Source organism: Spirosoma daeguense (assembly GCF_054776875.1).
Genome location: NZ_BAAHBF010000010.1, coordinates 145,410 through 159,583 on the forward strand (window position 1 = coordinate 145,410; position 14,174 = coordinate 159,583).

At 43.8% G+C, this 14,174-nt stretch carries 13 protein-coding genes and 1 tRNA gene; 12 read left to right on the top strand and 2 right to left on the bottom strand.

Features of this window, described 5'->3' with window-relative positions; translation table 11 throughout:
* The first annotated feature begins 29 nt into the window (after positions 1-29).
* Positions 30-647, top strand: coding sequence for a HupE/UreJ family protein (locus ACYVD4_RS28190; protein ID WP_460951334.1), 618 nt, complete (start codon positions 30-32; stop codon positions 645-647).
* 8 nt (positions 648-655) lie between these two features.
* Here the strand turns inward: ACYVD4_RS28190 and ACYVD4_RS28195 are convergent, their stop codons facing one another.
* Together ACYVD4_RS28195 and ACYVD4_RS28200 are read right to left on the bottom strand one after the other, a co-directional pair.
* Positions 656-1,549, bottom strand: a complete 894-nt coding sequence (locus tag ACYVD4_RS28195) for a hypothetical protein (RefSeq protein ID WP_460951335.1) — start codon at positions 1,547-1,549, stop codon at positions 656-658.
* Positions 1,549-2,961 (bottom strand): MBOAT family O-acyltransferase, encoded by a 1,413-nt coding sequence (locus tag ACYVD4_RS28200; RefSeq protein ID WP_460951336.1) that lies wholly within the window; start codon positions 2,959-2,961, stop codon positions 1,549-1,551. The genes ACYVD4_RS28195 and ACYVD4_RS28200 overlap by 1 nt, the downstream gene beginning before the upstream one ends.
* Before the next feature lie 256 nt (positions 2,962-3,217).
* Between ACYVD4_RS28200 and ACYVD4_RS28205 the strand changes: the two genes are divergently transcribed.
* From ACYVD4_RS28205 to obgE, 11 genes are all read left to right on the top strand, one after another.
* Complete coding sequence (locus ACYVD4_RS28205; RefSeq protein WP_460951337.1) at positions 3,218-5,623, top strand: M1 family metallopeptidase; 2,406 nt, start codon at positions 3,218-3,220, stop codon at positions 5,621-5,623.
* 93 nt (positions 5,624-5,716) lie between these two features.
* Positions 5,717-5,790 (top strand) — tRNA-Pro (locus ACYVD4_RS28210).
* Between the two features lie 553 nt (positions 5,791-6,343).
* On the top strand, positions 6,344-7,177 hold the full coding sequence (locus ACYVD4_RS28215) for a MotA/TolQ/ExbB proton channel family protein (RefSeq protein WP_460951339.1): 834 nt from the start codon (positions 6,344-6,346) through the stop codon (positions 7,175-7,177).
* Between the two features lie 70 nt (positions 7,178-7,247).
* A complete protein-coding gene (locus ACYVD4_RS28220) occupies positions 7,248-7,874 on the top strand; it encodes an ExbD/TolR family protein (RefSeq protein WP_460951341.1) in 627 nt (208 codons plus the stop codon).
* A 50-nt stretch (positions 7,875-7,924) separates the two neighbouring features.
* The gene (locus ACYVD4_RS28225) at positions 7,925-8,461 is read left to right on the top strand and encodes an ExbD/TolR family protein (protein WP_460951342.1); all 537 of its coding nucleotides are present in this window, start codon (positions 7,925-7,927) and stop codon (positions 8,459-8,461) included.
* 4 nt (positions 8,462-8,465) lie between these two features.
* Entirely contained in the window at positions 8,466-9,290 is an 825-nt protein-coding gene (locus ACYVD4_RS28230) for an energy transducer TonB (RefSeq protein ID WP_460951344.1), read from the top strand.
* 7 nt (positions 9,291-9,297) lie between these two features.
* Positions 9,298-9,519, top strand: coding sequence for a hypothetical protein (locus ACYVD4_RS28235; protein ID WP_460951345.1), 222 nt, complete (start codon positions 9,298-9,300; stop codon positions 9,517-9,519).
* Positions 9,512-10,444 (top strand): PstS family phosphate ABC transporter substrate-binding protein, encoded by a 933-nt coding sequence (locus ACYVD4_RS28240; RefSeq protein ID WP_460951346.1) that lies wholly within the window; start codon positions 9,512-9,514, stop codon positions 10,442-10,444. Before ACYVD4_RS28235 ends, ACYVD4_RS28240 begins: the two co-directional genes overlap by 8 nt.
* 89 nt (positions 10,445-10,533) lie before the next feature.
* Entirely contained in the window at positions 10,534-12,309 is a 1,776-nt protein-coding gene (locus tag ACYVD4_RS28245; RefSeq protein ID WP_460951348.1) for a tetratricopeptide repeat protein, read from the top strand.
* Positions 12,310-12,476: 167 nt separating this feature from the next.
* Positions 12,477-13,058: an adenylate kinase gene (locus ACYVD4_RS28250; protein WP_460951350.1), complete on the top strand. Its 582-nt coding sequence runs from the start codon at positions 12,477-12,479 to the stop codon at positions 13,056-13,058.
* 9 nt (positions 13,059-13,067) lie between these two features.
* Positions 13,068-14,072 (top strand): GTPase ObgE, encoded by a 1,005-nt coding sequence (gene obgE, locus ACYVD4_RS28255; protein WP_460951352.1) that lies wholly within the window; start codon positions 13,068-13,070, stop codon positions 14,070-14,072.
* Positions 14,073-14,174 lie beyond the last annotated feature (102 nt).

The following is a 14,174-nucleotide window of genomic DNA, read 5'->3' on the forward strand; positions in this document are numbered from 1 at the left end:
CATTACAGCACCCCCTTCTCTCTTTATTAATGAATGATTTTTTGATTTACCTTCAGCTTGGTTTCGATCATATTACCGATCCCGGCGGCTACGATCATGTCTTATTCGTGATTGCGCTTTGCGCGGTTTATACGCTTCGGCAATGGAAACAGGTACTGGTATTGGTCACAGCTTTCACCATTGGCCATTCCATTACGTTGGCGCTGGCAACGCTTCAATTGATTCACTATAAAACCGAAGTCATTGAGTTGCTTATTCCGATTACCATTCTGATTACGGCGATTACCAACTTATTTTTTCAGGAACCTAAATCGAAATCGGTTTCTATTTCGCAACAGTCGAAAAGCCGTTGGCGTTATGGTCTGGCGCTGGCGTTTGGGTTAATTCATGGCATGGGTTTTTCAAATTACCTGCGCAGTTTGCTAGGTAAAGAAGCCAACATCCTTGAGCCACTCCTCGCCTTTAACCTTGGACTTGAATTAGGCCAGCTACTTATTGTAGCCCTTATTCTTGCGCTGGCCTTTCTGGTATTGGAGATTCTCAATAACTCCCGACTACGCTGGGTATTGGTTGTGTCTGGAATCGTGGCAGGTATGGCCATTTCGCTCATCATTAACAACGAGTATCTGAGCGAATTGATGCACTAATTAAAATTTCACTTCGAAGCTGTTTCAACACTATTAGCTGTCAATTGCGGCTGGCTTATGTGCTTATACAGATAACGCGTATATCGAACACATTCGGCACGTGGTAAATGAACACCATCGGTCGTCTGATACGTATCATCGGGAAAAGGAATATGGCGAAAATCAGACGCGGGAAATTGCTCTGAAACCAATTCTCGCAACCTTTTGCTCACGTTCGAATTACGAATGCGTGGGTCTGTCGGCATTTCGAAGAAAATCAATTGCGTACCTTCTTTACGTAGCATCTGTACATACGTATTGGCATCTTCAATCGTAGCGCGCAAAGCCTTGTCCTCTGGCTTATCGTTCGTTTGGGCCAATCGCTTCTGAACCAGTCTTGTTACAAAAGCAGTATCGACGGTCTCTACAATTTCGTCCGAGGCTCCTCCACCACGCCAATCACGTAGCAACGCTTTCATCACACCGACAGGCTGGTATTTTAACCGCATAAACGGAACATACTGACGAATCTGTGACCAACCCGGTTCCACAAATTTGGCGAAGAACGTAGTGTCTGGGCTACGATCTAACGTATTGATTTCGACAAGTATTAACTTAGGCCGAGAAGCAGAATGAGCTATCAAATGCAGGCCATCGACCGACGTCATTCCCTCCAGTGATAGATTATAATAATGCCCAAGGTGCCCCGGCAAACTGTCGAACAACAGCCGATTGCTCATCGATGAGCCTACAATTATTGTATCAGCCTGCGCCCCATTTTCATACAAAAACTCTTCGGCTTTTACTGTATTACGTTGTTCAACGGTCTGCGCCGTTCGCCGGATATTGCTCCGAAAAATGGTAATAAACAGGCTATACGCCAGCAACAACAGAATGGTTGTGAATACCGCCTTGCGAATCATTAGAATTGAAAATAAATGAATGATCCTCCCGAACCGCTGTTTGTAATGACTAAAAAAATCATGACGGCATAGGCTATAAACTCCCATGCCGGATGTTTTTCTGAGTCAGGCCGTTGCTCACGTAGCAAATAATTGATGTGATACAGAACTACTGCCAATGCATACACAGCAATCAAACTAAGCACACGCCCGTCGTTCGGCTTATCCACATTATTGACCAACGCTTTACAATACGCTATTACGTGGTTGAAATCGGGTAGTTTGAACAGAAGCCACAAAATTGTTACGTACCCAAACACGATTATCCCACGTATAAACTGACTGATACGTGTCGGTTTCGATGGAAAAAGGTTATCAATAAATCGCTCTACCGCCAATGCCAACCCATGCGCAAAACCCCAGATAGCATAACTCCAGGCCGCTCCGTGCCAGAGACCGCCAAGAACCATTGTCAGCATTAGGTTCAAATAAGTCCGGAAAGCGCCGTGTCGATTTCCCCCCAATGGAATATATAGGTACTCCCGCAGAAAACTTGACAGCGAAATGTGCCAGCGTCGCCAAAAGTCAGAAAACGAAACCGATACATAAGGAAAGTTGAAATTAATTGGAAAATCATAGCCGAACAGACCGGCTAGCCCTAAAGCAATGAGCGAGTAGCCAGCAAAATCGGCAAAAATCTGCATCGAATACCCGAATAGTAAACCTAGCAGTGTTAGCGAAGAATACGCTTCGAAATAAGGATATGTAATGAGTACAGTATGATCTTTCAGATTATCGGCGATAACCATTTTTAGAAAATAACCGACCACTAATGCACGAAAGCACTTATCCCACTGAATTTCATTCCAGAATTTCGGCTTTATCTGGGGAAGGAAATAATAGGCTTTTACGATAGGCCCTGCTACCAACTGCGGAAAAAATGCTTTAAAGAAAAAGACGGTTTCGGCATGTTTCGCCAGATTTTTCGCAATCATCGACCGAAACTGTGGTACGTCGCGATTTCGATACGTATCAATGACTAAGCTGATACCCTGAAACGTAAAAAAAGAAATACCGATCGGCAAGGGCATAGCCACCAAAACTTCAGCAAGCGAACTATCGGCGGGCAAAAAAGTCCGGCTGAGAAGTGGACTGTATTTAAAAAAACAGAGAATTCCCAGATTAGCGACAACACCCCACGTAGCATGAAATTTACGCCGGTCGGAGTGGCCATAAATCACGAAATAGCTCGAGAAAATATTGATAGATACTGATAACAACAGCAGCCATAGTAAATCGGCCTGATTAGCTGCATAGAATACCAGACTGGCTATAATGAGAATCGGCACCTGCCACCGACGTAGTGCCGGTAAGTAGTATAGGCTCAGCGTTACGATTACCAGAACAACGAATTCAAAACTGGTAAAAAGCATTTTAAACTGTAAATAACTTGTTGGTATAAGGGGCAATATTAACGACGAACAGCTATTCGAAACAAAAAATACTTTCTTATCGGCATTTTTCGAACGTAGTACGCTACGTCTATTACCGTTAATTACGTGTTGTCAATAAATATATTTTGCTACGTACTCTTTTCTGTTGAATCGCGTTGCGAGAACGCTCATCAGTAACATATTATGTACTTTTTCTGTACTTTTACGTGCATTTCACAACAACTATAACCTAACTATGCGGAAGATAATTTTGCTGGCGGCTGGTTTAGCCGTTTCAGTTTGGTCGGTACGGGCGCAGGCACCGGCAGCTACTCAAAATGCTAACACGCGCTTTGAGCAATTGGGTCCCATGTTGCCAACTCCTAATACGTTCCGAACCGCTTCTGGAGCACCTGGTAAAGACTACTTTCAGAACCGAGCCGACTACGATATTAAAGTAGAGCTTGACGACGCTAATCAGAAAATCATCGGCTCTGAAACCGTTACATATCACAATAACTCTACTGATGAACTGCCATTTATCTGGCTCCAACTCGACCAAAACCTGTTCGCAAAAGGATCAACGGGTAGTGTTACCCGCACAGGTGGTGTAAACGAGAGCGGCATGAGTTTCGCCCAGTTACAGAATCTGACGTCGGTTCGCGAACGTAGTCAGCAACAGGCGAGTGATAAATTTGGCTATAACATCACATCGGTTAAAGATACTAAAACCGGCAAAGCGCTCAAGTATACCATCAATCAGACAATGATGCGGATAGAGTTGCCAGCAGGGTTAAAACCGGGTGCCAGTTATTCATTCAATGTCGACTGGAATTACTTCATTACCGAATATTACGGACGTAGCGGTATGGAGTTTTTCGCGAAAGATGGCAATTACAATTATTTCATCGCTCACTGGTTTCCCCGGCTTTGTGCATACAACGACGTAAATGGCTGGCAGAATAAACAGTTTTTAGGCCAGGGTGAGTTTACGCTCATTTTCGGTAATTATAAAGTAGCGATTACTGCGCCAAGCGACCACATCGTTGGCTCAACCGGCGAATGCCAGAATTACAAGCAGGTATTAACGGCCACCCAGCAGAAGCGCATGGCGCAGGCCGCTACATCGAAAACACCAATTGTTATTGTAACGCAGGCAGAAGCCGAAGCTGCCGAAAAAGCGAAACCCGGTGATACAAAAGGTAAAAAAACATGGGTATATACAGCACAGAACGTTCGGGATTTTGCTTTTGCAAGCAGCCGTAAGTTCATCTGGGACGCCATGCAGACAGATGTATACGGCGATGGTCGTAAAATCTGGAGTATGTCGTTCTACTCGAAAGAAGGAAATCCACTTTGGGGGCAGTATTCAACCCGTGTAGTAGAGCATACGCTTAAGTCGTACGGTAATCGTACCATCAAATATCCGTATCCAGTAGCTATTTCATGCCATGCTACAGCCGGTGGCGGCATGGAGTACCCGATGATTTCGTTCAATGGTGGTCGGCCTGAGCCAGACGGTACGTATTCGGCACAAACCAAAGCGGGAATGATTGGCGTCATTATCCACGAAGTAGGACACAATTTCTTCCCTATGATTGTCAATTCCGACGAACGTCAGTGGACATGGATGGACGAAGGTTTGAATACGTTCTGTCAGTATCTGGCCGAAAAAGAATGGGATTACGATTTTCCATCACGCCGGGGCGAACCTCAATACATTGTTGATTATATGAAATCAGACAAATCGGTACTTTCTCCGATTATGACTTCGTCTGACAACGTAATCAGCCTTGGTCCGAATGCGTATGCAAAACCAGCCACGGCATTGAATATTTTGCGTGAAACTGTCATGGGTCGCGAATTATTCGACTATGCGTTTAAAGAGTACGCTCGTCGGTGGGCGTTTAAAAGTCCGGAGCCTGCCGATTTCTTCCGGACACTGGAAGATGCATCGGGCGTTGATCTCGACTGGTTCTGGAAAGGCTGGTTCTACGGTGTTGAGCCCGTTGATCAGGATTTAGTAGAAGTAGAATGGTATCAGGTTGATTCAGGCGATCCTGTTGCATCAAAAGCGGCTGCGCGCAACGAAGCACAGCGTCGGGCAGGTACGATCAGTAAACAACGCGATGCGGCTACAAAAGCAGAAAGTGTTGTGGCTACAGATTCGACCATGAAAGATTTCTATAATAGCTATGATCCGTATGCTGTTACGGAAAACGACAAAAAGAGATATCAGGATTATCTGGCCAGTTTGAGCGAGTCGGAACGTAGCACCATTACGTCTAGTGCTGGTACTAATTTCTATACAATTTCGCTGAAGAATAAAGGCGGAGTTCCGATGCCAGTTATAATTCGAATGCAGTTTGAAGATGGCACCGATTCCGTAGCCCGCTTCCCGGCCGAAATCTGGCGCTTCAACGACGTATCGCTGAAAAAGGTAATTACCACTAGTAAAAAAGTAACGCAGTGGACGCTCGACCCTTATCAGGAGATCGCCGATATTGATACTGAAAATAACTCATTTCCAAGGGTAGCGCAGCCAACGCGCTTCCAGTTGTATAAGCAACGGCAAAATCCTCTCGGTCCGCAAGGTTCTAATCCGATGCAGCAACAACGAGGTTCAACTCCTCCATCAAGGCAGGGAAGTGGTCGAAACTAATGCAAAAAATACAGACAATGGCTGGTGACTGTTAGAATTTACAGAGCCAGCCATTGTACATTATCCATTATCCATTACTTTTGCAGTCCCTTTCGGGATGTAGCGCAGTCCGGTAGCGTGCTTGCATGGGGTGCAAGAGGTCGTGGGTTCGAATCCCGCCTTCCCGACATTATAAAAGAGACGTAGCAGGTGCTACGTCTCTTTTATTTTCCCCCTGCGTTGGCTTCATAATGGTTCAAAGAGTGTTTACTGCAATCGAAATTACTAATCGATTGCACTTTTTTTTACAGCCTCTTGTGGAATCGGATGTTACGTTGCATCTACCTAACAACAAGCCTTTCATAAGCTCATGGAATTCATAAAGAACATTCTTAACAATTATTTTATGAGTCATGCTCCACCTTAAGCAAAGCCTCTATTTAGCCGCTGGAAAGGGCAATTGATTCACAACTTGATAAACAGGGATTTATCGTTTCCGGTATCTATTGAAAAAATAATCAGCAAAATTAAATATATCCAAGTATTTATTGCTGAGTTACAATAAAAGTGAAACATTTGCAGAATACAATTGTGTGGTTTTTGATTGAAATCACATATTTTTGTGGAGGTTCGACGGTATTTCTATTAAATTTTTATCCTGACAAACCGAAAGAGTCTAAATTTTTCACTTTTTTTACCGGGTAAACCAACTTTTAATTTTAACCCTACAGTCCAGTTCCAATGAAAACACAAACACCCTCTCCAGCACCCGCTAAAGCATCGGCACCAAAGAAGAAGTCAAGTGGGCTTAACCCGGTATTTATTATTCCGGTTCTGTTCATCATTGCTGAGTTGACATTCCATTTCGTGTTTGGCGATGGTAGCCACTTCCAAGATGGTGATCATGATAAGCTTCCTTTGCCCGGCGATTATTTCGGTACCGTTTACGCAGGTGGTTTTATTGTGCCAATTCTGTTTACCTGTTTTTTGTGCGTACTAGTTTTCTCTATTGAGCGCTTTATTACCATTGGCCGTGCAAACGGTTCAGGATCGATCGATGATTTTGTTCGGAAAATCAAAGGTCAACTTGACAGAAATGAAGTAGCTGCTGCTATTCAGGAATGCGATCGTCAGAAAGGTTCAATTGGTAACGTAGTAAAAACTGCTCTGGTAAAATATCAGCAATTAGCTACAGACAATCAGTTAGACAAAGAGCAGAAATTGGTAGCTCTACAAAAAGAAGTAGAAGAAGCGACTACGCTTGAATTGCCAATGCTGGAAAAAAACCTAACCATCATTGCTACTCTGGCTTCGGTTTCTACGCTGATCGCTCTGCTTGGAACAGTACTTGGTATGATCCGGGCTTTCGCAGCTATGGGTGCTACGGGTCAGCCTGATACAGGTGCTCTTTCGACAGGTATCTCTGAGGCTCTTGTAAATACAGCTATCGGTATCGGTACAGCCGCTATTGCAACGATCATGTATAGCTACTTCACCAGCCGTATTGATACGCTGACGTACAACATCGATGAGATCGGTCTGAGCATCCAACAAAACTTTGCGGCTCACTACTAGTCGTCTAGTGTTGTTGATGTAATTAACCCACCTGCCCAGGCCAACTGGGCAGGTAGAAATAGAACAACTTATGCCAGCAGTTAAAGTAAAACGCGCCAGTTCTACGGTAGACATGACCGCGATGTGCGACGTTGCATTTCTTTTGTTGACGTTCTTTATCTTGACGGCCCAGTTCCGGTCTCAGGATGCAGCAGCAATTGAAACACCTTCGTCCATTTCCGGAATAAAAGTTCCCGATAGTGACATTATGACTATTGGTCTTGGTAGAGATGGAAAAGTCTATTTCGGTACCGATAACCAGCAGACTCGTATTGCTACCCTAGAAAATATCGCAGCCGCAAAAGGACTTTCATTTACCGATCAAGAGAAGAAAGAATTTGGCTTAATGTCAAATTTCGGCCTGCCTATTAATCAATTGAAAGCATATCTGAGTTTGCCTAAAGAACAACAGGCAAAAATTAAACAGCCAGGTATCCCAACTGATTCTACAGGCGCAGGTGCAACAAATGAGTTAAAAGACTGGGTATTCAACTCCCGGAAGGCTAATAACGGTCTGCGAATTGCGTTGAAAGGCGATAATCTCGCTAAATTCCCCGAATTCAAGAACGTCTTGGCTACGCTGCAAGCGCAAAACATCAACAAATTCAACCTCATTACGGGAACGGAAGCTCCCCCGGCAGGTTGGAAAGCTGATTAAGCACTCAGCAATTGAATTTGATTTTCACCCCGCAAATCTGTTAAAATAACATGGCAGAAATTAACACTGGCGGTGGTGGTGGCAAACATGATGGTGGTAAGGTTCGGTCCAAAAAGGCCTCAACTCGGGTAGATATGACGCCCATGGTTGATCTGGGATTTCTCCTGATTACCTTCTTCATTTTGGCTACCACCCTGAGCAAACCATCTTCGATGACGCTCAATGTGCCGGACAAAACACAAAAAGAAGAAACGGAACCTATCAAGGCATCCAATGTAATGACTGTTTTCTTAGGTAAAGACAACAAGGCATATTACATTTTTGGTAAAGCTGCGAACGAAGACCCTGAACTTAAAACTGTTGGATACGGCTACGAATTTCGGCAGGCCCTTCAGGAAAATGTCAAGAAAGTAGGTGGCGAAAAGTTTGTAGTTGTTATTAAACCAACCAAATTATCAACCTATAAAAATATGGTTGATGTTCTGGACGAAATGGCTATTACAAAACTTAAGCGCTATGCTCTCGTAGATGCATTAACGCCAGACGAGAAAAAGCTTCTTAAAGATAAAGCACAATTAGACGTATAACACCATGGCAGAACTAGACTCCCAGGCAACACTTGATGATATAGTGTTTGCCAATCGGAATAAGGCATATGGTGCATATGATTTGCGGAAGACGTACCCAAAGACAGCAACACGTGCCCTAATTATTGGTGGCATTCTGTTTACACTCGCGGTACTTACGCCTACCATCATCACCGCTTTAACTCCGGAAGAAAAAGAGGTATCAATGACTGAGGTGGATTTGATGAAACTCCCTCCTCCTCCCATCGATCCAAATGAACCACCGCCACCGCCACCACCGCCGGTAGAAGTACCGAAGGTGAATACGGTGAAATTTCTTCCACCTGAGGTAAAACCAGATGAGGAAGTACCCGAGGAAACTCCTCCACCTGCCGTTGAAGAATTGAAGGAGGCTGTGGCCGCTGAAAAAACGCAGGAAGGTGATCCGAACGCTGAGGAAGTTATTGCAGCTCCTGAAGCGACAGCCGCTCCAACGAAAGTTGAGGTAGCCGTTGAAGCAGCCCCTAAAGAAGAGGAAATCTTTACAGTTGTAGAACAGCAACCTGAATTTCCAGGAGGTATGGCAGCATTAGGGCAATATCTGGGTAAAAATTTACGCTATCCGGCAGCCGCCCAACGAGCGAATATCTCAGGTAAAGTATTCATTAGCTTCGTTGTTAACACTGATGGTAGTATTCAGGACGTGTCTGTTTTGAAAGGATTAGGCTTCGGAACAGATGAAGAAGCTCAGCGCGTTGTAAAAAGTATGCCAAAATGGCGGCCAGGTAAACAATCAGGTCGTCCGGTTCGGGTGAAATACAACCTGCCGATCAATTTTACGCTGGAGTAAGTTATCTATGCGCGGACAAAATAGAGGTCCAGCACAGCTAACGTTGTACATAGCAGCACTAGCTTCGCTGGCATATCTGGGAGGAGGCATCGCATTGATTGCCTCCTCCCAGTCTTTTGGAGTGTTCCCTGAGCCTGGTCCATTTCGATATGGCATGGGCGTTCTACTGATTGCATATGGTGCTTTTCGAGCTTATCGAGCCTATCAACGTTTTCAGGAAAATGATTAACCGATTTTGGCCAATTGCCTGTTTACTGTTTAGTTTATTTAGCTGTGGCCCCGGCAAGCCAAAGCTTGACAATCCATCTCAGGGCGAAATTGTGATTGCTGCCGACGAATCTTTTCAGCCGTTGGTATTTCAGCTCACGTCAGCATACTCGGGAATCTACCCAAATGCTCATTTTAAAATCGTCTACAAACCTGAACAGGAAGCTGTAAATATGATGCTTCGAGACAGTGCCCGGCTGGTCTTCGCAACTCGTAAGTTGACGCCATCCGAACAAGGGGTATTGAATCAGCGAAAAATAAATGGCTCTGCATTAAAGCTTGCTACGGATGGTGTTGCCCTAATTATCAATAAGACAAATACGGATAGTCTCGTTACAATGGGCGAATTACAACGTATTTTTGATGGGCAGATAAAACAATGGAATCAACTAAAGGGTGGTAACCAAACTGCTCCTATTACGTTGGTCTTTGACAATAACAATTCCAGCAATTTGGCGTTTGTTCTAAACATATTCAAGGTTAAAGAGGTTAAAAACCTACGTATTTTCACAACACGTTCAAATCGTGAAGTGATTGACTTTGTTCGTAAAAATCCTTCAGCGTTAGGGTTTATTGGCGTAAACTGGATAAGTGACAGCGATGAACCTTTGTCTGTCGAATTAGCTCAGGATTTACGGGTAATGGGTGTATCAGAGAAGCAAAATCCAACAAAAAGAGATGACTATTTTCAGCCGTTTCAAGAGGATTTAGGTATGCAACGCTATCCATTACGTCGCCCGGTATACGTATTAAGTCGTGAAACCCATCCTGGTTTAGGAGGAGGGTTGACTAACTACGTTGTTAGAGATGCAGGCTCGCTTATTATTCGTAAATTGGGTCTTTGGCCTACTGTACCATATAATCGGGAAGTTAATTTAGTAAAATGAGTAAATTTTTTGGTTTAACCGCAATTTTTTAGATTTGCCGATTGTTTTGTAAGCACTAATCTATTTATCCTATTTCCAACTTAAACTACATGATGACTAATCAAAAGCAATCGCTACTGAGCATCTTGTTCTTTGGGGCAACCGTAACAACTCCTATACTGGCACAGGATGTTCAGTCAGCCCTAAAAGATATAGAGGCAGAGCGATATACAAAGGCAGAACAAACGTTAACACAATTAGCGAATAGCTCGCCCTCTGCTGATAATCAGTTTTACCTGGGTTATTATTTCCTTAGAAGTGGTCAAGTAGATAAAGCGAAAGCCGCTTTTGAAAAAGGTGCTGCTGCTGACGCAAAGAATCAACTTAACAATGTTGGTTTAGCAGGTGTAGCACTTGCGAAAAAAGATAGAGCTACCGCTAAATCTCTGATTGACGGGGCATTGGGTGCAACAAAAAATAAAAATCAGGCAGTATTAGTTCGGGCAGGTGAGATGTATACTCTGTCAGAACAGACTAATGATCCTGCCGAAGCATTACGTATCCTGCAACTTGCTGATGAAAAAGACAAGAAAAACGAGGATGCGGAAATAGAGATGCTTATGGGAGATGCGTACTTTCTGAAAAATGATGGAGGTAACGCTATCACGAAGTATGAAAATGCTATGCAGATTAAGCCCAATTTAGCGGAAGCTAACTACAAAATCGGTCGTCTGTATTTACGTGGTAAGAACTACACAAAGGCACAGGAGTTCTTCAAACAGGCCATTCAAAACGATCCTGAGTTCTCGCCAACATACCGTGCTTATGCTGACGCTTTGGCTAACTCTCGCGCTTACAAGAGTGCTGCTCAAAACTATGAGTTGTTCATACAAAAGAGCGGAACGACCGACCCTGAATTACTTCTTGACGTAGCACGTTATAAGTTCTTGGCAGAAGATTATCAAGGCGCTATTGCTTATCTAGACCAACTGAAAGGTAAAATCAATAACCCGATTATTGATCGGATGTATGGTTGGGCATATGCTGCTCTGGGCAAAAATCAGGAATCGATTGATGCACTCAACCGCTTTATATCGACGGCTCCTCAGAAAGTAATGTATGACGATTACAAATATCTGGGTCGTGCTTACACACAACTGAATACCCCCGAGGGAGATTCATTGGGTATTGCTAATCTGGAAAAAGCTGCTACACAGGATACTACAGAAAACTTGTATCGTGAAATCGCTAAAACGATGTACGATAACAAGAAATACGATAAAGCTGCTACGTATTACGCAAAAACTATTGCTAATGATAAGAAGCCACAAAACAACGATTATCTGTGGTTAGGTCTTGCCAGCTATCAATATGCTCCACGTATCGGTCGTGACAGTACGGCAGCTCCAATGGATACTGCACAAATCCGTCAGTTAAAAGAAACGTATTATCTACGTGCAGACTCAGCCTTTAATTTGATGGCTCAAAAAATTGAAGCCGATGGTAAAAAGTATCCATTAGCGTATTACTACCGTGCTGGCGCCAATTACTACGCTTACCCAAATGATAAGGCAAAAGGAGCTACTGCAGCAGAGCCTCTTTATCTGAAGTTTATTGAACAGGCAATGGCACCTGATTCGGCCGATAAAACGGATTACAAGCGTTATTTGATTACATCTTACAAGGCATTAGCTGGTTTTAGTCTCCTGAAGAAAGATGACGAAAAAGCAAAAGAATACTTTAACAAAGTGCTTGAACTTGATCCAAACGATGAAAGCGTGAAGAAAGCTTTGGAAGGCCCAAAGGCCCCTCCCGCTAATACTACTCCTGCTGCCAAGCCTGCCCCCAAAGCAGCTCCGGCTAAAAAGAAAGTAGCAAGTAAATAGCTTTTTTCTAAAAAAATAGAAGAGCGCAGGTGTATATCCTGCGCTTTTTTTGTGCTTTATACTCAATAAACCGCATGACTCTCACCGGAATAGAGCTATTATTTGCCATTGAAGTGTAAATTTGCGGGCGCAATTTTTTTGACTAAACGACACTACTGCAAAACTGTATGCTTAACCTTGTACTATTTGGCCCCCCAGGAGCTGGAAAAGGTACCCAAAGTGAAAAACTGATTTTTAAATACAATTTAGTTCATTTGTCAACCGGCGATTTGTTACGATCGCAGATTGCAGCAGGAACAGAACTAGGTTTACGGGCTAAGCAATTAATGGATCAGGGACTACTGGTTCCTGATGAAGTGGTGATTGGCATGATTGAAAGTAAACTACGTGAAAATCAATCAGCTTCAGGTTTTATCTTTGATGGATTTCCTCGTACAGTATTACAAGCAGAAGCTCTTGATACGTTGTTGAGTCAGTATCAAACGCCTATCACGGTCATGATTGCTTTGATGGTAGATGACGAGGAACTTATTCGAAGATTGTTAAAGCGTGGTGAAACATCTGGTCGGCCAGACGATCAGGATGAGGCAACAGCGCGCCGTAGAGTAAGTGTTTACAATAAGGAGACTATGCCCGTAGCTGATTATTACAGCCAGCAGGGTAAATTTGTACCTATTGATGGTATCGGAACAATAGACGATATTTTTCAGGCTATTTGTCAGAAGATTGAGGAATCGGTTGAGCGGTAAAGACTAAGTATGGCTTCATCTAATTTTATTGACTACGTAAAAATCAATTGTCGCTCAGGAGCCGGTGGTGCTGGTTCTCTGCATTTTCGCCGTGAGAAGCACACCCCAAAAGGTGGACCCGATGGTGGCGATGGCGGCCGTGGCGGGCATATTGTTTTGCGTGGCAACGCTCAGCATTGGACACTCCTCCATCTTAAATATCGGAAGCATGTTAAAGCTGGCAACGGCGTAGCTGGAGAAGGAGGACGCCGGAGTGGGGCACATGGTGAAGACGTAGTATTGGAAGTACCTCTGGGCACAATTGCCCGCCATCCAGACACGGGTGAAAAATTAGCTGAAATCACGGAACACGATCAGGAAGTTATTTTATTGGCTGGCGGTCGTGGTGGACTTGGCAATGATCATTTTAAAACATCTACTCAACAAGCTCCCCACTATGCTCAACCCGGAGAGCCAGGGTTGGAAGAATGGATTATATTAGAGCTAAAATTACTGGCAGACGTTGGACTGGTTGGGTTTCCAAATGCAGGAAAATCGACCTTGCTTTCGGTGATGTCGGCAGCTCGTCCTGAAATTGCTGAGTATGCTTTTACAACCCTTGTCCCTAATTTGGGAGTCGTTGCTTACAGAGATTATAAATCGTTTGTGATGGCCGACATTCCGGGTATTATCGAGGGAGCTTCGCAGGGTAAGGGAATAGGGCTTCGGTTTTTACGACATATTGAGCGCAATTCGGTTCTGCTCTTTCTCATTGCAGCAACTTCCGAAAATATTCGTCAGGAATATAATACCCTGTTGAACGAGCTTCATGCATTTAATCCGGAGTTGATGGACAAAGGGAGGTTGTTAGCTATTACAAAAATAGATTTGGTTGACGACGATACGTTAGCTCGTCTGAAAGACCATTTACCACAAAAGGTTCCCACTGTATTTGTCTCATCGGTGAGTCAGCGGGGTTTGAATGAACTAAAAGATAGTATCTGGCAACAGCTCAATGCTACCGAGCCGGTCTAGATTGCCCATACTTGTTTGTCAATGATCGAAGGGATCGGTTGGTTGCGCTTTGAAATCTTATGAACCATTTCTCTATAGCCTCTCGTATAGCATTTTTATTGT